Annotated in this window: 21 protein-coding genes; 15 read left to right on the top strand and 6 right to left on the bottom strand. The window is 48.4% G+C overall.

What is annotated here, in order from left to right:
• The 3 genes from WG89_RS31435 to WG89_RS27030 form a co-directional block, all read left to right on the top strand.
• On the top strand, positions 1–193 hold a 193-nt coding region (locus WG89_RS31435; RefSeq protein ID WP_216638471.1), incomplete at its 5' end, for a hypothetical protein.
• Positions 177–1,289, top strand: a complete 1,113-nt coding sequence (locus WG89_RS27025) for a hypothetical protein (RefSeq protein ID WP_062270762.1) — start codon at positions 177–179, stop codon at positions 1,287–1,289. The genes WG89_RS31435 and WG89_RS27025, both read left to right, overlap by 17 nt.
• A 10-nt stretch (positions 1,290–1,299) precedes the next feature.
• Positions 1,300–1,764, top strand: coding sequence for a CesT family type III secretion system chaperone (locus WG89_RS27030; RefSeq protein WP_079254088.1), 465 nt, complete (start codon positions 1,300–1,302; stop codon positions 1,762–1,764).
• Positions 1,765–1,767: 3 nt separating this feature from the next.
• Here the strand turns inward: WG89_RS27030 and WG89_RS27035 are convergent, their stop codons facing one another.
• On the bottom strand, positions 1,768–2,265 hold the full coding sequence (locus tag WG89_RS27035) for a peroxiredoxin family protein (protein ID WP_062270764.1): 498 nt from the start codon (positions 2,263–2,265) through the stop codon (positions 1,768–1,770).
• Between the two features lie 63 nt (positions 2,266–2,328).
• Positions 2,329–4,095: a DUF3857 domain-containing protein gene (locus WG89_RS27040; RefSeq protein WP_172806936.1), complete on the bottom strand. Its 1,767-nt coding sequence runs from the start codon at positions 4,093–4,095 to the stop codon at positions 2,329–2,331.
• A 424-nt stretch (positions 4,096–4,519) separates the two neighbouring features.
• Here WG89_RS27040 and WG89_RS27045 point away from each other — a divergent pair, with 424 nt between their 5' ends.
• Both WG89_RS27045 and WG89_RS27050 read left to right on the top strand, forming a co-directional pair.
• Positions 4,520–4,747 carry a hypothetical protein gene (locus WG89_RS27045; protein WP_062270766.1) on the top strand — a complete coding sequence of 76 codons (228 nt, stop codon included), beginning with the start codon at positions 4,520–4,522 and terminating at the stop codon, positions 4,745–4,747.
• 34 nt (positions 4,748–4,781) lie between these two features.
• Positions 4,782–5,762, top strand: a complete 981-nt coding sequence (locus tag WG89_RS27050; protein WP_062270767.1) for a DUF6976 family protein — start codon at positions 4,782–4,784, stop codon at positions 5,760–5,762.
• 35 nt (positions 5,763–5,797) lie between these two features.
• Here the strand turns inward: WG89_RS27050 and WG89_RS27055 are convergent, their stop codons facing one another.
• The 3 genes from WG89_RS27055 to WG89_RS27065 all read right to left on the bottom strand — a co-directional run bounded on the left by WG89_RS27055 (position 5,798) and on the right by WG89_RS27065 (position 7,800).
• Entirely contained in the window at positions 5,798–6,304 is a 507-nt protein-coding gene (locus WG89_RS27055; protein ID WP_216638569.1) for a hypothetical protein, read from the bottom strand.
• Between the two features lie 403 nt (positions 6,305–6,707).
• Positions 6,708–7,265 (bottom strand): SecY-interacting protein, encoded by a 558-nt coding sequence (gene syd / locus WG89_RS27060; protein ID WP_062270769.1) that lies wholly within the window; start codon positions 7,263–7,265, stop codon positions 6,708–6,710.
• A gap of 58 nt (positions 7,266–7,323) precedes the next feature.
• Positions 7,324–7,800 carry a YHS domain-containing (seleno)protein gene (locus WG89_RS27065; RefSeq protein ID WP_062270770.1) on the bottom strand — a complete coding sequence of 159 codons (477 nt, stop codon included), beginning with the start codon at positions 7,798–7,800 and terminating at the stop codon, positions 7,324–7,326.
• A 153-nt stretch (positions 7,801–7,953) separates the two neighbouring features.
• On the opposite strand from WG89_RS27065, the gene WG89_RS27070 reads away from it, so the two are divergent.
• From WG89_RS27070 to WG89_RS27080, 3 genes are read left to right on the top strand one after another with little or no spacing between them, the layout of a single operon-like run.
• Complete coding sequence (locus tag WG89_RS27070) at positions 7,954–10,146, top strand: efflux RND transporter permease subunit (RefSeq protein ID WP_172806937.1); 2,193 nt, start codon at positions 7,954–7,956, stop codon at positions 10,144–10,146.
• Between the two features lie 10 nt (positions 10,147–10,156).
• Positions 10,157–10,870, top strand: a complete 714-nt coding sequence (locus WG89_RS27075) for a hypothetical protein (RefSeq protein ID WP_062270772.1) — start codon at positions 10,157–10,159, stop codon at positions 10,868–10,870.
• The gene (locus tag WG89_RS27080) at positions 10,867–11,925 is read left to right on the top strand and encodes a 3-oxoacyl-ACP synthase III family protein (RefSeq protein WP_062270773.1); all 1,059 of its coding nucleotides are present in this window, start codon (positions 10,867–10,869) and stop codon (positions 11,923–11,925) included. The genes WG89_RS27075 and WG89_RS27080 overlap by 4 nt, the downstream gene beginning before the upstream one ends.
• A gap of 5 nt (positions 11,926–11,930) precedes the next feature.
• Here the strand turns inward: WG89_RS27080 and pspF are convergent, their stop codons facing one another.
• A complete protein-coding gene (gene pspF / locus WG89_RS27085) occupies positions 11,931–13,007 on the bottom strand; it encodes a phage shock protein operon transcriptional activator (protein WP_062270774.1) in 1,077 nt (358 codons plus the stop codon).
• A 227-nt stretch (positions 13,008–13,234) separates the two neighbouring features.
• Between pspF and WG89_RS27090 the strand changes: the two genes are divergently transcribed.
• The 7 genes from WG89_RS27090 (at position 13,235) to WG89_RS27120 (ending at position 17,329) form a co-directional block, all read left to right on the top strand.
• Positions 13,235–13,477 carry a hypothetical protein gene (locus WG89_RS27090; protein WP_062270775.1) on the top strand — a complete coding sequence of 81 codons (243 nt, stop codon included), beginning with the start codon at positions 13,235–13,237 and terminating at the stop codon, positions 13,475–13,477.
• A 28-nt stretch (positions 13,478–13,505) separates the two neighbouring features.
• On the top strand, positions 13,506–14,174 hold the full coding sequence (locus WG89_RS27095; RefSeq protein WP_062270776.1) for a PspA/IM30 family protein: 669 nt from the start codon (positions 13,506–13,508) through the stop codon (positions 14,172–14,174).
• Positions 14,175–14,315: 141 nt separating this feature from the next.
• Positions 14,316–14,552, top strand: coding sequence for an envelope stress response membrane protein PspB (gene pspB, locus WG89_RS27100; protein ID WP_062270777.1), 237 nt, complete (start codon positions 14,316–14,318; stop codon positions 14,550–14,552).
• The gene (locus WG89_RS27105) at positions 14,549–15,055 is read left to right on the top strand and encodes a PspC domain-containing protein (RefSeq protein ID WP_062270778.1); all 507 of its coding nucleotides are present in this window, start codon (positions 14,549–14,551) and stop codon (positions 15,053–15,055) included. Before pspB ends, WG89_RS27105 begins: the two co-directional genes overlap by 4 nt.
• Before the next feature lie 93 nt (positions 15,056–15,148).
• Positions 15,149–15,520 carry a DUF3192 domain-containing protein gene (locus tag WG89_RS27110; RefSeq protein WP_062270779.1) on the top strand — a complete coding sequence of 124 codons (372 nt, stop codon included), beginning with the start codon at positions 15,149–15,151 and terminating at the stop codon, positions 15,518–15,520.
• Positions 15,521–15,613: 93 nt separating this feature from the next.
• On the top strand, positions 15,614–16,237 hold the full coding sequence (locus WG89_RS27115; protein ID WP_062270780.1) for a hypothetical protein: 624 nt from the start codon (positions 15,614–15,616) through the stop codon (positions 16,235–16,237).
• A 702-nt stretch (positions 16,238–16,939) separates the two neighbouring features.
• The gene (locus tag WG89_RS27120; RefSeq protein WP_062270781.1) at positions 16,940–17,329 is read left to right on the top strand and encodes a putative signal transducing protein; all 390 of its coding nucleotides are present in this window, start codon (positions 16,940–16,942) and stop codon (positions 17,327–17,329) included.
• Positions 17,330–17,531: the final 202 nt, after the last annotated feature.

A 17,531-nucleotide genomic window follows, 5' to 3' on the forward strand; every position in this document is an offset into this window, starting at 1 on the left:
CCGTTACGAAGATATGATGACGCCCTATGAAAAGTTTGTTTCTCTGCAAGATGCCCAGCAATACTTGAAGAGCGGAGTCACCCTGAAAAGTTTGGAGGCGAAAGCGCATGTCATGACCGATAATGAAGCGGCACGAAGGCTTCAAAACGCCAGAGAGAACTTACTAACAGTCATCTATGAACGACCAGCCTGAGGCCGGAGTCATGCACTCTTCTTCAGGCTCATTTTTCAATTGGAAAATACTTGAACGACTGCAAACTCTGGTAGGTAAAAAAGGATCAGACCTTTCCCGCAGCAAGGGACAGATCGTTCTGGATAGACTCACTCAGGTCGCCGGCCTTTCCGAACAAGCCACTGATATCACTCATTCAGCTGTACTGCTGGCAGAAAGTACCAGCAAAATAGCCGCCCGGGCAGTACCCGGTCTGGGCATAGCCCTTACTGCACTCAACACAGTTTACTCTGCTGTTCGTACTGGCTCACAAATCAGCGCACTGAACAATCTTGCCAAAGCTAAAACGGCCACCAAAGATCCACTGCTGAAGGCACTGGCGGGTCATATAAAACAGGAAAGGACGTTTACAGCCAGAAAGCATCTGGCCAGTACTGCAGTCAACCTGGCCATGACCGGTGTTACCATTGGCCTTACCGCATCCGGCGCTGGCGCACCCGCAGCCTTTATTGGTGCCGGCGCTGCCGCAGGTGCCGTTTCTATTGGCAGTATTGCCTTAACCGCGTGGCATGGCAGAAAGCTGGCTAAAGCCCGGGAAAAGTCCGATGTTCTTATGCAGTCAGGCCGTTCCCTGGAATCACTGGCCAAAGAGAATATTGGTGTGGCTGAAAAAGCTTTTCTGTCCAGACTCAGGCATTCAAGCGGTGATGAATTAAAGGAAACGGTCGCCTTTCTCAGGAACTTCGGACTCACAGACAATACTATCAAGAAGCTGCAATTGGCTCCCGAAGACACAGCTTTGAAAACGCTCAAGCAAGTTCTGTATCAGGACAAGGTCAAATATAAGGGACTGCAACTAAAACAGACGGCTAAAACCCTGTCCCATGTTATTGGACTCACCGCTCTGGCCAAACGAGTCAAATCCGGAACCCTGTGGCTGATGGCCAAGCTGAAGCCACGAAGCCAAAAGACCGCTGTGCAATCACCGGGCGATTCTATGACCACGCCACCGGCTGAGAAAACGGTCACACAAAGAAAGCGGGCTTATGGATTTATCGATAAACCCCAACTGTATCCAAGCCTGTCGGAATATCAGCGACAGAGAATGACGGTATAAGGACAATCACATGACAGGAATAGAGCTTTTACAAGGCTGGATGAAGCAGGTCGGGATTGGCAAGGAAGCACTGGACGACTCCGGACGAGTTTGTGCTTTTGTTTTTAACAATGAGCTGCCTGTTTCCGTTGAAGCCCCCGCTTACTGCGATGATATTTTCATTATCATTGAGCTGACAGAAATTGGCAGGGGCGAGATTCGACGTAAGCGAATCGAGACAGCCATGAAACTGAATGCCTACGCGCTGGAAACGAGGGGAGGTGTTTTGGGATGGGATTCAGTAGGAGAAAGGTTGGTACTGTCCTATCGGGCCACCACCGAACTGCTGACCGTTGCATTACTGGATAATATGGTTTCCAACCTGCTGGAAGTAGCCGAACAACTGCAACCTGTGCTGGCTATGGAAAAGGAAAAAGCCGTTCAGGAAAAACTGGCCAACGATTTCGATCACATGTTCAAGCCGATTTCGCCCTGAACCTTACAATCGATCGAGTAGAGTGTCCGCATCGGTATAACAGAACTGGCCGGGGTCTTCTCTCAGAAAGTCAGTTATCACACCATTGTCTACAACCATGGCAAAGCGGTCAGAGCGCACCCCCATTCCCCGCTCAGAAAGATCAAGGGTTACATCCATCATGGAAACCAATTCTGCAGAGCCATCACTGAGCATACGCATCTTGTCACGGCAGCGCATCTCTTCAGACCAGGCCCACATAACAAAAGGATCATTCACCGAGATGCACCAGAGCTCATCAATGCCCTTTTTGATGAACTCATCATAAGCCCTGATATAACCTGGCACATGATTGCCCGAGCAAACCGGGGTAAAGGCACCAATAATGCCAATGGCCAGTATCTTCTTCTTATGAGCCAGGTCCGGCAAACGCCAGACTTTGGGTCCCTCCGGATGGGAGCCGTCATCAATGTACTCGTAAATATCAATGTCCGGAAGATGATCACCAACCTGAATGCTCATGAGTCCCTTCTCAATTTGATCCTGTTACTTAAAACCTAATTTAAAAGCGCTGAAGAATAAAGGTCATCGTCTGCGCAGGGCAATAATTGACCGACGATCATTAATGGCCAGATAAGCCAGCTCTTCAAATTCCGGATACTCATCGGCCTGATAGAGATTCTTCTTGATAACAATCTGCCGTGTAACCACCAGCTCGTTTCCATCTACCCGGTAATGACTGGTGTAGGAACCCGCCTCGTTATCCACCTGTAGATTATCAGGGAGCCTCACCACACGATAATTCTCAGGTAATGTCATACGATGCTCCCAGTGATAATTCCGTGGACCCACCGTGAAAGGAAACTTGCGCTTGCCATCTACCAGATAAGCTCTGAGTGCCATTACATCTTTAAAATCCAATCCGGGAGCGGTAGTGATATACCCTTCCCGTCCGAGCTGGAAGGCATGAGGGCTGTGCCATATGCCCTGATAGGAAGGCTGCCTGGTCAGGTCATAAGCGGGCGTACCTTGCTGGATATTACCAAAACCACCAATCAGGGTAGCTGAGAGAAGATTACTGGCTTTCCACTCACCGCTGCCACTGGAAGCCAGTAGCTCACGCACCTGCTCACCCACAATACCAGTACCTGTAATGGATGTTTCACCCTTCAGGAAACCGTTCTTGAAGAGCTCAGACTGATTCTCAACCCGATAACTGTTTTGTCCGGGCTTCATGGCGGGTAGAAACTCGGTTTCACCTTCCGGAGTAGCCAGCACAACTCGTTTGCCGGAAAGGCTGTAGTCCAGCAACCCGAATGGGGACAGTGGAGAAACCGGATTGAGCCAGGTCTTCAGCTGAGGAACATAAAGCAACACATGATTGAATTGCATGGAGGTAGCCACTGGCCAGTCTTTATAACTGTTGCTCCAGCTGACCAGTGCCGGCTTGGAAACAATGCCCCGGGCTTTCAAAAGTGTTTGTAATAAAAGCGCCTGATCTTTGCAGTCCCCATAACCATGACGGAGGATATCCTCCACCGGATGGGGCACCAGCATATCTTCCAGATTGAAGCTTAGGGACAGGTAGTTAATATTTTGAGCTACCCAGTTATAGATACTCACGGCTTCTTCTCTGGGAGATTTCGCCCCCTGGGTAATTTCAGTCGCTAACGCTCGAATCTCTTCACTGTCATGCTGCCGGTCCTGACTGCTCTGATAATAAATCTGGCCAATCTCCTGCCAGCTTTTCAGTGAAGTAATAGCAAACATGGGTAAGACATCATCCGTACTCACCATGTGCAACTCTCTTTCCTGATAGGGAAAGTTCTCCATGGTGACAACCAGCTCTTTGCGCTTGCCTTTCTTGCTCTCTTTTACCGTAAAGTCACCACGATGCCCCCACTTGAGAGGGGTCTTCTCTGGCAGCAGAATCGTTGCGTATATCTTTTTCTGCTCCAGCTCCAGTTCGGGTTGCAGAGCCATATTAAAACCCATAGGGCTCTTCTTGTTCACTTCATGATCAAATTTCAGCCTGATCACACTGCCGGGGGTCAGCTGAGAAAAGATGACAACCACTTCACGGGATCGCCGCTCCTGATCACGCCCGCCAAGGTCCTGCTCATAGATATTATCATTCTCTACCGGAATCACCTTTCCGTCCGGGCTGGTGATAGAGGCTTCCAGGACTTTCAGGGATTCATTCTCGGAAAAATAGCTGTAGTGATATTTCTGCAGGGCTTCGGCACCGGCTGGTGTCATTACCTGATATTCCAGTGTTATCGTGCGGGTATAAGTCAGATCATCACGAATGTCGATCCGGTAATCGGACAGCAGGCTTCGATAATCCTGCACCGCGTTATCTGCTCTCAGAACCCCGGCACAAAGCAGTCCCCAGCAAACAAGCTGGCATAGAAAAGATAAATAAGCTGAATTCAAACCGTTCAGGATTTTTCTCGAAACAACTTCCCGATTTACACACGGATTCCGTTCACCCTGAGCTTGTCGAAGGGTCGTATTGGGCTTCGACAGGCTCAGCCCGAACGGGTCTTGGGTGGGTTTCAACAAGGAAGTTAATATCAGACAAGTCCTAAGATGTCGCAGACCCGGCATAACGGCTCCTTTTCATCAGTGTTTCACAGTTCTCGCAAGAGCTTAGACCGCTGGCACCAGAATAGTTCAGCCTGCCATCCATCCGAACCCGGCTCCTGCCTATAAAGTCAGTCCTGATTTCGTCGAAACCCTGAGTATATTTTTTGTATTTGCCGGATGGGAATCTATGTCAGACGCCATACCTCCAAGAGATCGCCCTGAGTGGATAGCTCTGGCCCAGGGTCAGTTCAAGATGGAAAAATACGTGCTTCAGCTGCAGGTTGACCGGGTGACCCGAAACATGGAATCGGGTTCCATGACCCTGGAAGAAGCCACCGAATACCTGTACCAGTATTTTCTGAAGTACCCCAAAGGCTTCCGCAGTGACCTCACCGCCATCTTCAAACAGTGGTAAGCAGACGGAACCCCATACGGATAAAGGAATGACCATGAAAAAGATTCAATCTGTTGAAGCCGTCTCAGAACTGATCAATGCGGGTAGAGTGCTCTCCCTTGCCGGGGATGAAAGAGCCCTCTCAAAACTGCCCAAAGGCCAGTGGATAGCCGGCACCACCCCTTATTTTATGGGTGAAGAGAAAGGCCTGTTCCAACAGGAAGACATTTACGTGGATGATCTGACCGACTATGTCGCAGGCCACAAGATTGTCCAGTACGACGCCAGCAATTTGCATGAGATCACCGAAGACCGTTTCGAGAATGGCTTTACCATTCTCGTTATCCCGGCTTTCTCTCAAGTCCATTCGGATTATGCTCTGAAGGCTCCGGACTTTGACGGCCTCTACGATGGCCCAATATTAGGCTGGGTCAGTGGTAAAGACCTTGAGTCTGAAGATCAACCCAAGATCTACAACGGTATCAGCAACGACGCATCTTCAGATATCGGGGTCGCCTTACACTTGGACCTTCCTGCAGGACAGATGGCTGACCTGGAAATTTTCAACATCCACAAGCCCAATCCTGACAGCCCGGTGATTGAATTTACGGACAACAGTTTTGAAGTTGTGGACTGCCTGATTGATGGAGAGCCGCAAAACTTTGCCCGCTTCATCAACGACAATAACGTGGACACACAATCTCCGATCATCTGTGACTATTCCGGTGCAGATATCAACGTGTGTATCCAGAATGTGGATACCGACAATGGCAAAGTGGACTTTTACGCCCCTGTCTTCAAGGGCAGAAAGTACCGGCTGGCCATTCCACTGGAAGATTACGCCCATGAGTTTACCTCCAATCTGCCAACCGCTCATGGAGATGTAGTCTTCTCATGCAACTGTGTGTTGAATTTTCTATACGGTGGGCTTGAAGGTAAAAAAGCGGGCTTCCCGGGTCCGATTACCTTTGGTGAGATCGGCTATCTGCTACTGAACCAGACCATGACCTATCTGAATATCATGGATATAGAATAAGGTATCAAGGGCTGATGTTTAGCCCTTTTCTTGTTTTACCAGGTCCAGGAAAGATCCATCTGATAAACAAGATCCCTCTCAAGAGAATGAACCGGCTCAACCTCCTTGAAACTGAACCGTGCTGAAGGCAGAGAAGATTCTTCTGGCTGCTGGCGCCACAGCAGTTCAAGCGGGCCAGGCTGTTTACTCGCTTTCTCCGCTAAACCCAACCGCTGCTGCACCGCTGACAAGCCGGAAAAGGTGGTCAGGTAATCGATCACATTTCTAGCTTGTCCCACCAGATTTCTGGCTGCAGGCGCCAAAAAGCCAATACTGTATTCCAGCGCTGAATTTTCAGAGGTTAAACCCATAGCTTTAGAGGATGGATCATCTGTATGTCTGAGGGAAAAGGTGACATTTTCGAGTCGGGTCCAGCCCAGCAACGGCTGCACATCCAGTCGGTATTCGAAGGGTTGACCATAGACACTCTGCAGGTTTTCGGAAGGTGTCAGGTCGTAACCGGAAGTCCGGTTTTCAAAAGCCATGGCCAAGCCAGGCAACATAAAAAGTGTCAGTAAAAGAGCAAACGGGTTAAGCATAATGTCAGTATTACCGGCCCTTGAGCCAGATGTCTATCAGCCTGTAGATTTTGTTATTTCCATGACCCTGTTCTCCCTTGTTACAGCGCTTTGAAACAATCCCGTTTCGCCCATGGTGGCTACCGTAAACGACCATCAAATAAACAAGTTAAAGAATCCAGGGCACTTTCTCCAGCCCTGAAAACTACACACATCATTATACGGCTTGATACAATTATTAACAGTAGTTTACGGTTATTTTACAGGAATAGACCGACCTGATTTCAAGTACCAGAACCGACTAAATGGTCAATCCTAGAAGTTCATCACAAACTCTTCGAAAAAGATCGCCAGATAAGATAACTGACTCACACCAGAACCTGAACGATCAAACAACAGGTTCAAGCATTTCCAAAAACTCAGAAAGACTGTCAGCGACTTTACGATGAGGTTTTTTACCGACTTTTTCCGCCCAGACTTCACCGGTTTCGTTGTTCACTGTCAGGTTGATATCGTTCATATCGGTGACCGCAAAGAACAAAGTAACAGGCTGACGCAGCTTTCTTTTCATCCAGACATGACCCAGCAGGTTTTCCAGCAGGCGTTCAAAATCTTTTGGACTCCAGGCAAACAACAACTCAAGGTCTCCCTCTCCGGTTCTGGCGGCCAGATTCGCGGAATAAAAGCTGCCGTAATAGGCTTTGATATCGGGGTGAAGGTTGAGCTCCAGTGCAGACTCAATATTGCCGAAGTCCAGTTCAGGCTGACATTCAACAGGCAACCAGCGTACCTCGGTCATATCAGGCACATCCTCCTGCTCACAGGGCGAAGGCCAGTCACTGTCGTGCTCAACTCTGGGCAGAGACTGATGCTGAGCCTCGAATGCATTCAGGTATTTTTGCTGAAAATTAATCAAGGCATCTTTAACAGCCTGGCTGGAGGACATAGGGACTTCCTGAGTCAACAATCATAAGCGGGAGCCCAGTATAACGCCCCCTGCCCGGCTAAGGTTGAACTTTTACCTTTCCTTGCTTTTCCGTCCAGTTCTGATCTCCATCCCTGATATTCTCATCCACCTGCTCCAGCCATCGATCTCTAACGCTGTAGCTGTAATTCAAATAGAGCTGATTGTTTTTAACGGTAAAGGCATTGGGGTCACTTTTTACCACCAGATTATTGGCCATGGCATAAGCACAATAGCCGCCGTATTGTGGAGTGTATTGCTGGGGATTGTTCAGAAATTGATCTAGATATTCCTCACGGCTGAAATACCAGGTTGTGCCCTGATACACAGTGGAAAAATCAGGATTCCCCTCCACCGCCCTGGACTCCCTGAAATAAGCGACAGCGTCGTAACCCTCCAGCGCCACGCCCTCTTTCTGATAGACAGGCTTACCGTTCAGCGATACACAGCCCGTAAAAAGAACAGTAAAGCCCAATAGCAAGAAAAACCCGGACAGTTGTCTGATGATAAATTGCATCCTGATCTCCCTGACCCAAATAACGTTTACCTTAATCAAACAGAGTTTGAATCCATAACCTTTCATTCGTCGTAGAGTCATGTAATAAACAATGAAAGGCATTTCATTGAACAAAAATGACACAGGGCCATGAAATACTGAAGGTACAGTATTTTGAGCCCCTCAAAAGGATTGATTGAGGTGAGAATTCAGGATCACCCCGTTGCCACAGGTGCCGCCCTGCTGGTCGTTTTTATGGTGTGCTTTATAGCCATTGCTGGCATTACCGGCTTGAGTGGCAACGCCAGTTACCGCGCCTATTTTTCCGATCAGGATGCCAGGGTGCAGCAGCTGGATGAAATCAACAAAACCTTTGGCCTCTATGATCCACTGGTCATCATTGTGACTGTCCCTGAAGGCCAGACCCTGGATACCAGCCCCGGCCTTCTTCCTGCCGTCATCACTTTGCAGGAAACCCTCCAAACCATCCCGCAAGTCCAATACATCACCAGCTTTGAAGATTATGTCATTGATCCAGAGGATGAGTTTGCTTCCCCCCTTGAGAGCCAGACCCCTTTCCAAAAGTCCGTTTCATCCATGCTGATCAGCAAGGATCGCCGTTCCGGCCTGATAGTACTCGACATAGAGCTCAACTCTGCCGGTGATGCCAAAGAGATTCTGCAGATTAATCAACAGGTCCAAACGTCGGTGGATCAATTATTGAACCAGCCTCTGGGTACCAGCAATCTGCTGAGTGGCGCCCTGGCGTTAAACACGGCTTACATTGATGTGGTGAAACACGACATCAAACTGTTTGCCCCGGGTCTGATACTGCTGATGCTCCTGGTGCTGGTCGTTGTTTTCCGTCGCCCTTCTATTGCATTGCTACTCATAACCACCGGAGCACTGTCCGTTCTTGCTTCCTTCGGACTGTTAGGTTACTTCGAGGTCAGCCTCACGGCGATCAACGCTTTTGTCCCCATCATAATCATCGCCCTGTCCATTGTTACGGCCATGCATAATATTTTGGGCGTTTATCAGCATGTAGCCACAGGTCAATCGGTTCCCGATGCGGTCAGTAACAGTTATCAGGAAAACCTGACACCTTTGACACTGAGCAGCCTGACTACAGCGGCGGGCTTTTTATTCCTACTCACCAGCCCATCACCCCCCATCCAGATTGTCGGCATCAGCGTTGCTTTAGGTATTGTCTTTTCCTACCTGATCACCCTGATCTGGCTCAAGCTGGCAATCGCCCGACTTAATCTGGAACCGGAAGAAGCTCAAAAGGTTCTGGACAGAATATCACCCGCCCTTCTCAAATCCTTTTGCTCAAAGTATTCCAAACCTCTGATTGTCAGCAGCCTGATTCTTTTGGCCCTTTCCGGACTGTCACTGACTCAATTGAGAATCGACGACAATGTTTTCCACTACTTTCCGGAAAAGCATCCTTTCCGAGTCAGCCTCAACCAACTGGATGACAGGTTTACCGGTGCCACTACTCTGAATTATGTCGTCCAGCTTTCCGATCAGGCTGAACAAAGAACCGATCAACTCAATGAACTGAAGACATTCACTCAATGGCTAAAACAACGAGTTGAAGTCAACCAGCTCCTGATGCCTCCGGAAAATCTGCTGGAGCTCAATGCTCTTACAAGGGCACAACAACTCATCAATCTTTCATCCTCCGGACTGGAACGATTAATAACAGCCGATGGACAACAAGTCCGACTGGAGCTTCGCCTGAATGCGCTCAGTTCAAGTGAGTTATTAAAGTTCGATCAGCAAACCCGGCAATGGTTAAAAGCCAATACACCCGAGCTCGACATTAAAGGCGGCACCAGTGCCGAAATGATGTTCGCCCAGCTTAGCCATCAGAATGCCTGGAATATGTTTTCTTCCCTGCTGGTCGCCCTGCTCCTTATTACCTTGCTGATTGGTTTGCTATTGCGTTCCTGGACAGCCATGGTTCTGGCCCTGTTCAGCAATTTTTTCCCGGTGCTTTTAGTCTATGGCTTCTGGTCAGCAACCGGAGGGCCTATCTCCCTTGGCTGTGCCGTAGTGATCGGAATGATAATGGGCGTCATTGTTGACGACACTTTACATATATTAATCAAGTATCAACGGCAACGAAAAAACAGCGGTCCTGAGTTCGCCCTGGATTCTGTCTGGCTAAAGGTCATGCCAGCGGTATGGGTCAGCAGCCTGGTATTGATTGTTGCTTTGCTGGTTGGTCTTTTATCCGATTTCAGACCCATTGCGGAACTCAGCTTTCTAAGCATTACCACCTTAACAGCGGCATTGCTGGCAGACCTGATTGTTTTACCCAGTCTGTTAAGCAGACAAAAAATAAAAAACCGGGTTTAGGAATACCGCTATGAAAACGGAATTAAACTGCTTTGCCATTCCCGCCGAGGCTCACAACCCTCACCAGTTGCACCCTCTTCTGGATTGGATTGAACAGCGAGAGGAGGTTTTGGCCAGTCTCAATCCTGAGCAAAAGTCAGCCCTGTCGAGATTAGTCCCTCTTCTGCTGTGCGGAGAACAATCAGCCATGCTGGTCTTTCATAATGAGTACCTCAGACTCTCACCGAATAATTCCCCAAGCCTGCAAGCATTACTGCAGATAGAAGCCGACGAGTTTATCCATGAGCAGGCTTTGCAGAACCTGCAACAATGGTTGCCTGAACCGGAAGACATACGCCAGATTAAACGCCGGAGCCAGCTTTTTTATGCCCGTCTGCATAAAAGCAGCCTGACCATCAAACAGCACTTTTTTATGATCAGTCAGCTTGATGCCTGTGTTTGCCTGATCATGTCCGCTATGGCTCAGAGCATGAAGCAGAACCCCATACTGCAAAACCTCTTTCAGCTGATTCTCAAGGATGAAGCCAGGCATGTATACGTGTCTCGAATGCACGCGAGAGCGTTAAGCAATCAAAAGCCCGATGACAGACCCCATAAAGACCTGCATCAACAATTAATCACTCTCTTGAGTACCGAAGAGCGCTCTTTCAGAACTCTGGGCGTTGATACCGGAATGCTGTTTCAACGTATCGAAGAACTCGCTCAAAAAAGGATCAGGTCATGACCGTTCATTTTGCCAACGGACGATTAAAGTTACTGGGAAGTGGTTCTGCACTGCCGGGGGCATCTGTAGACAACGCCACTCTGATGACACACCTGGCCAACGCTTGCGGTGACAAAATGGCCCGCAAAGCCAGAGCATTTGCCCGGCAATTAGGTATAGAGTCACGTTTTTTAAGCAGACGGCTGGATCAATCTATTTCCACACCAACCCCTTCCGCCATTGACCTTTCTGAAGAGTCGATTCAACAAGCCCTGGAAGAGGCCGGACATCCCGCCTCCGGATTTCTGGTCACACATACAGCCACACCTCATACATTACTGCCTTCAGGAGCTGCATGGATCGCTGATCGATTACGACTGCCCTGCCCTTACATGGAACTGAGACAAGCCTGTACCGGCTTTGCCAATGCCTTGCAGATTGCCCAATCCATGCTGGGCAATAATCAGGCATTAAAACCCATAATCCTGAGCGGATCGGAAGTGGGCTCAGTGTTCTTTGATATCAGTCCGGAATTTATCGATATCAACCAACTGGTTAATTTTGTGCAAATGGGCGATGGATCAGGCTCTGTCGTCGTGTCTCAGGATGATGGCAGCTCGGAACAGATCATCAGCCACTGTTTTACCGGTCATATCGGTTTGGGACAGGAACCCGGCTTTCAACTTCAGGGGGCCAGCTCTGCAAATCCGGTTTGCGAACAGGGTTTACCCGCTTTTGAACACAACCCACTGGCCGTCAGAAAGTTGGGGCCGGAGCTGTTTATCAAAGGTCTGAAAGCGATCTTTGAACAAGGTTTTACACTGGACGACTTTGCCTTTATTTTGCCTCATCAGGCCAATGGGCACATTGACAACCAACTTTCCCGTCACCTGGGCATCAGTAAAGACAGAGTAGTGAACGACGCAAGACAGTTAGGCAACCTGGGCTCGGCTGCAATCTGGGTCAGTTTTGACCGACTCAGAAACAGCGGAAAGCTAAAACGAGGTGATAAGGTTCTGATATTGGGCGCTGAATCCACAAAATACATGTATGGCGGATTCATCTACACCCATTAATGGATTCACTCGCTGAGTACTTCAGGATACTTTCTCACCAGAGTTCTCAACTGGTCGTAACTCAGCCCCAGCTTTTGTGCAGCCCTGCGCTGATGATACTGACTGCTGGCCAGAGCACGGGATAACAATAGCTGCTCAACATTCGTCTGAAGTGTTTTAAGATTAACAGAGTCGCCTTGATCCAGCTGGCTGAGATGGGTTTCTACCAACCCCTTTTCAATTCTCTGGATAGCCACTTCAGAGTCTACAGGCTGCTCTTTTTCCGGAGCTTCACCCCTGCTTTCAAGACCGGTCAGCCAGGGTGACTGGAAGGGATCAAGAATAATACGTTCAACGGGCTCTCCAGGCTCTGTATGACAGACACTTCGCTCCACTGCATTCTTCAGTTCCCGGATATTTCCGGGCCAATCGTAATCCATCAGTGTTTGCAGTGAAGCTTCTGTGAGTCCGGCAAAATGCGACTCCTGCAGTTCATCGCCTAATTCCTGAGCCATTCGAAAAGCAAAGTGATGGGCCAGCTCCAGAATGTCGTCTTTCCTCGCCCGCAAAGGCGGTACCGCGATCACATCAAACGCCAGTCTGTCTAAAAGATCTCGACGAAACTCACCCTTTTCTGCCAGCTCTGGCAGGTTTTCATTGGTGGCAGCCACTACCCTGACATCCACCGTTACACTCTGGGAACTGCCCAGGCGGTAGAACTCGCCGTATTCAATTACCCGCAATAACTTTTCCTGAAGCCTCGGCCCCATAGTGGCCAATTCATCCAGAAACAAAGTGCCACCATCCGCCGTTTCAAACAAACCGGTACGACGCTGTCGGGCTCCGGTAAAAGCCCCGGCTTCATGACCAAACAACTCGGAATCCAAAAGATCATCACTGAAAGCGGCACAGTTCAACTTCACCAGGTTCTGTTGCCAACGGGGAGACAGGTAGTGCAGGCGGCTGGCAATTTCTTCCTTACCGGTTCCCCGCTCACCGATCACCAGAATAGGTCTTTGATGTCGTGCATAACGGGACACCGCTTCCATCATTTCCAGGAAGGCTGTGGAAGCGCCAATCATTCCTTTTCGATGGCTGGACATAGCTTTTTATTTTTCCTTGGGAGGCCCTGTATCAGCAGCGAATCCTTCACCATTTTTCAGTTAATAAAACCATATTCTGGTTACAGGCACCAGACGCCGATTTCACCAAACATTGTGAAAATATTTTTTCCTGTTTATTTTCAATAAGTTAAAAGACTTTTAAAAGTTGGCACGTTCCGTGAACTATAGATATACAACGACTTAAACCACGTACAGGGAAGACAACCATGAAAGCTTATATCCAATCTGTTATTGTCGCACTGACTCTGGCCATTACACCTGCTTACGGTGAATGCGCCCAACTGCCAGAACTCAATATTGAAGAGCTGGTGCAGGAAGCCATGAACCAGATTGCCGAGGAAATTAAAAGTGAAATTCCAGGAGAAGTCGCCAGGCTTCAGGAACAACTGATTGAATCACTGAAACTGGACAGCAAGGCGAACAAGCAGTCAACGGAAACCGCTGAATAACAAAAACCAATAAAATAAGGACGCACCTATGAGCATCTTTTCACGTTTGAGCGACATACTGAACGCCAACATCACATCACTTCTGGACCGGGCGGAAGATCCTGAAAAAATGGCCCGACTGATGCTCCAGGAAATGGAAGAAACACTGGTGGAGGTTCGCACTGACGCCGCCAGGTTAATAGCCCAGAAGAAAGACACCGAACGCCAGGTAGCCCGCTACCATGAATCACTGGCCGACTGGACCGACAAAGCCACACTGGCGATTCAACATGAACGCGAAGATCTGGCTCGTCAGGCACTGACTGAAAAACAGAAATTACTCGGTCACGTTAAAGAGAAAAATGCTTTTCTTGAAGAACTGGAAGAGCAACTAAACAAGCACGACGAGGACATCACCCGGCTGCAAAATGCCATGAAAGATGCCCGCAAGCGACTGGAATCCATCAGGGTTCGCACACAGGTTGCCTCTAACCGCTTGAAAATGCGCGAGCAAACCCGGGAAGAAACCCGCCTGCGTCAGGAAGCACGGTTTGAGCAGATGGAAAGAGGCATTGACGAACTGGACAGCCGACTCGATGCTGAAGGTCTGGGCAAAGCCAACCTGAAAGATGAATTTGCCGCACTGGAAGCGAACAGCGCCATTGAAAAAGAGCTGGAAGCCCTGAAGAGCCAACTGAAAACCGAAAAGTCTGAATAAAATATGGAAATGACAGGGCAATCTTATTTACCCTAGTAGAGATTAATAATTATAAACAGCCATGGATCACTATTTAAGTCAGGCGTCACAAACCTGAAGTACCAGACCCTGGCATACCAAAAAGGAAAGAAAGGACAGACTATGGAGGCCATGCTCGAAGGGCTCGTTCCCCTAAGCGCCATACTGACACTATTTCTGTTTTTACCCTGGTTGCTGTTTCACTACGTTTCCAGGATCCGACAGTCAAAGCAGCTGGACGAGGAATCACAGGAACTGTTTGAATCAGCCATTCATCGAGTGGAAGCCATGGAAGAGCGCATTCACACCATGGAGCGCATTCTGGACGCAGAGGTCCCGGACTGGAGATCAAGGGCATGAGGGTACTGAGAAGGATATTCAAACCCGCAGACTGCGGAGAGGCCGAACCCGCCATTATGGGTGTCTGCAGCTACTTCGCCAACCGCTTTGGTCTGGATGTACTGCCGGTCAGAATTGCAGTAGTGGCTGTTGCCTACCTGACCTCGGTATCCAAGATTATGGTGCCCTATATCATCATCGGCGTCATTCTCAGCCTCAGCCAGGACGACCGGGGAAAGCCCCGAAAAAAAAAGTCTAAGAAAAAGACTGTAAAAATAAAAATTGATTTGCCGGAAACATCGTCCGAAGAGATCAGACCAACAGACCGACACGAAAAACAGGCCGAGGCTCAGGATTCAGGCTATAGCCCTGCCCGCCTGTCCCGAACCTCGGTCAAACAGCTGGACCGAAGTCTGAAGCGTCTGGATACACGACTCTCCAGCATGGAAGGTTATGTAACGTCCAGCCAGTTCAGAATGGCTAAGGACTTTCGTGACTTAGGAAAAGAAACCACTTCGGTTTAATTCAACCGGAAGCCCCGCAAAAACGTTGTTGTTACAGCGGCGGGATTCCTATGCTTGAAATTTGCCTTGGACAATAAAAACAGGAAATAAAAAATGAAAAAGCATCTGATTGCCATAGCCCTGATTGTACCCGCTGCTATCACATTGAGTGGCTGTTCCATCAATATTGGAGGCAGTAAAGGGAAAGGCTCTGAATACAGCCATCAACATGAAACCGATAAATTACAGAGAGAAAAAATCTCCCGCCTGAACGAAGGAGAAGGCATTGACTCCGTGCGAAATAACCTGGGCATTCCCGACTTCACAGAGTCCTATACCCGTCACGATAAAAAGATAAAGGTGCTTTTCTATCGCACCCAGAGAGTGAAAGCCGATGGGATCACCAGTAAAGATGAATGCACGCCTCTGATCTTTGTCGACAATAAGCTCGACAGCTGGGGCAACAATGCTCTAGCAGAAATCTAAGGTTTATACCTTCCAGAAGGAACCAGAAAACAGGGAAGTTAATTCAAACGTCATGGATTCAAAAATTGAATCTTTAGACAGGGATACAGAATAATGAAAAAAATAATTGTTGCGACAGGTCTGTTGATCACAGCCCTTTCAACCACATGCCTGATAGCCGATGACAGTAAACAGTTAAGCACGGAAATAGAAGCCACCCCTTCTACCATTGCCATGCTTGATGTAAGGGTTGGTCATATTGATGTCCGTCCTTCCAAAGATAATAACATTCATGTTGAAGTAAAAATTCGCGAAAGCGATGAATGGTTCAAGGACGACATTCAAAAGGCTGAGCTGGCCATTAGAGAAAAAGGCGATCGAATCCTGATAGAAGTAGGACCTGATGGCAAAGAGTATCAGGAAGAGTGGACCGTCTATTTACCGGCAATAAAAAAACTCAATCTGGATGTGGGCGTTGGTGAAGCCGACATTGAAGACATCAATACCGATATGAGTGTCGATGTAGGTGTAGGCTCAATCAAGGTCAGTGCCACTCAACTGAATTACTCAGACGTTAAGGCAGAAAGTGGTATTGGCAACACAAGAATCAGCGCTGATACAGGAAAGAGTTTCAGCGAGAGACACCTGGTAGGCGGCACCAGTTTCTGGGAAGGCAGCGGCCAGCACTCCATGAGCATTGACGTAGGCGTTGGAGACGCTTCAGTTAAACTCAAGTGATTCCCATCGTTGAGCCTAAACTGCAACAAAATAGCAGCTGCCTTGCGGCTGCTTATACCTTCCCCCAACCGCCAGAACCCAACAATACGACAAAGTACGTAGTTACCCCTATTCAGCACATAAAAAGACTGGCAGAATAAGCTCCAAAACCATCGGCAGCAGGACGCTGTAACGAGTTCAGGGATGCTACTCCACTGTTGTTTATAGAACAGTCAATCTCAGGGCGGTAGCGTGTCTGAAGATTTTTTCACTGTGATTTCGCAGCCTCACCACGCAAAGTTCTAGCGCAACTTAGCGCATAACCGCATCATGTTCGCACTGAGCCCCATACCGTTAGCACTGAGCCTGTCGAAGTGAATTTCCAGCATTCTTCGCAAATTCATGATGAATGGAGTATGTATGACCATTATCGCTTCGCTGCACTAGCACGAAAGTTACGTAAAAAGAGTTCGTTTAAGCAAACAGTTCTTTGTTCTGTAACTCTCTGAAATTGATAAGTTTTTAAGGCATTTTTATCGCATGTGCTGCTTAAGCGGAATTTAAAGAAATAATGAAATGCGAACGGATTGTTAAGTGGCGATCAAGAGGTGAGTTCTCTGTAGCCCTTGAAGCTCTATGTACTGGAGAAGTTCGTCTTTCGCAATCTACAACTACTTATACGGCTTTATTCCGTATAAACCACTGTTATGCACAGGAGTGAAATTGAAGCTTCTTCGTCAATTCCAAAGTGAAGTAGATGCAGAGGAACTATCGGAACGGCTCCGAAAGAAAGGGATTCTTACTCATGTCTCATCTCAGCAGTCGCGCTCTGTATCTAGCCTATATACTGGTGCCTTCAAAACAGGAGTCTGGGTAGTTCTGCAAGCTCAGTATCAAGATGCGTTTGCTTTGTTACAGTCGAATCAGCATAAAGTTGAGCACCCACTCAGCGAGGAAGAAATAGCAGGCTTAGAGTTGTCGGCAAAAGATGCCTTTTCAAGCTCTATCGGTTCAATGTTGAACAAGGGGTTAGCCTATCTTGTCGGCGGACTTTTGGCTGTTTTTACTTATCGCCGTAAAGGGTTGATTTACCAACAGTTTTTAGACCATTAGTTCATCACCCCTCCGGCACAGATCCGTACGTGCACTACTAATGCATACGGCTCCTACCATCAATCAAACACACATTCGCTGATTTGGGTATGGGTGTGTGAGTGTACTGCTCGGGATGAAGTATTTGATGAGTTTCGTCATCTTTGTCCACGTCAGGGTGTGGCGCTGGCTGCGTTTTCGCAGGGCTCTCAGCCAGTAACGG

This window comes from Endozoicomonas arenosclerae (assembly GCF_001562015.1).
Classification (GTDB): domain Bacteria; phylum Pseudomonadota; class Gammaproteobacteria; order Pseudomonadales; family Endozoicomonadaceae; genus Endozoicomonas_A; species Endozoicomonas_A arenosclerae.

Coding starts and splice junctions, on each gene's coding strand:
- WG89_RS27095 (WP_062270776.1), top strand. CDS start 13,506: ATGAGCATCTTTTCACGTTTGAGCGACATACTGAACGCCAACATCACA.
- WG89_RS27080 (WP_062270773.1), top strand. CDS start 10,867: ATGACCGTTCATTTTGCCAACGGACGATTAAAGTTACTGGGAAGTGGT.
- pspF (WP_062270774.1), bottom strand. CDS start 13,007: ATGTCCAGCCATCGAAAAGGAATGATTGGCGCTTCCACAGCCTTCCTG.
- WG89_RS27035 (WP_062270764.1), bottom strand. CDS start 2,265: ATGAGCATTCAGGTTGGTGATCATCTTCCGGACATTGATATTTACGAG.
- WG89_RS27025 (WP_062270762.1), top strand. CDS start 177: ATGAACGACCAGCCTGAGGCCGGAGTCATGCACTCTTCTTCAGGCTCA.
- WG89_RS27065 (WP_062270770.1), bottom strand. CDS start 7,800: ATGCAATTTATCATCAGACAACTGTCCGGGTTTTTCTTGCTATTGGGC.
- WG89_RS27115 (WP_062270780.1), top strand. CDS start 15,614: ATGAAAAAAATAATTGTTGCGACAGGTCTGTTGATCACAGCCCTTTCA.
- WG89_RS27090 (WP_062270775.1), top strand. CDS start 13,235: ATGAAAGCTTATATCCAATCTGTTATTGTCGCACTGACTCTGGCCATT.
- WG89_RS27075 (WP_062270772.1), top strand. CDS start 10,157: ATGAAAACGGAATTAAACTGCTTTGCCATTCCCGCCGAGGCTCACAAC.
- WG89_RS27110 (WP_062270779.1), top strand. CDS start 15,149: ATGAAAAAGCATCTGATTGCCATAGCCCTGATTGTACCCGCTGCTATC.
- WG89_RS27055 (WP_216638569.1), bottom strand. CDS start 6,304: ATGTTGCCTGGCTTGGCCATGGCTTTTGAAAACCGGACTTCCGGTTAC.
- pspB (WP_062270777.1), top strand. CDS start 14,316: ATGGAGGCCATGCTCGAAGGGCTCGTTCCCCTAAGCGCCATACTGACA.
- WG89_RS27045 (WP_062270766.1), top strand. CDS start 4,520: ATGTCAGACGCCATACCTCCAAGAGATCGCCCTGAGTGGATAGCTCTG.
- WG89_RS27030 (WP_079254088.1), top strand. CDS start 1,300: ATGACAGGAATAGAGCTTTTACAAGGCTGGATGAAGCAGGTCGGGATT.
- WG89_RS27050 (WP_062270767.1), top strand. CDS start 4,782: ATGAAAAAGATTCAATCTGTTGAAGCCGTCTCAGAACTGATCAATGCG.
- syd (WP_062270769.1), bottom strand. CDS start 7,265: ATGTCCTCCAGCCAGGCTGTTAAAGATGCCTTGATTAATTTTCAGCAA.
- WG89_RS27105 (WP_062270778.1), top strand. CDS start 14,549: ATGAGGGTACTGAGAAGGATATTCAAACCCGCAGACTGCGGAGAGGCC.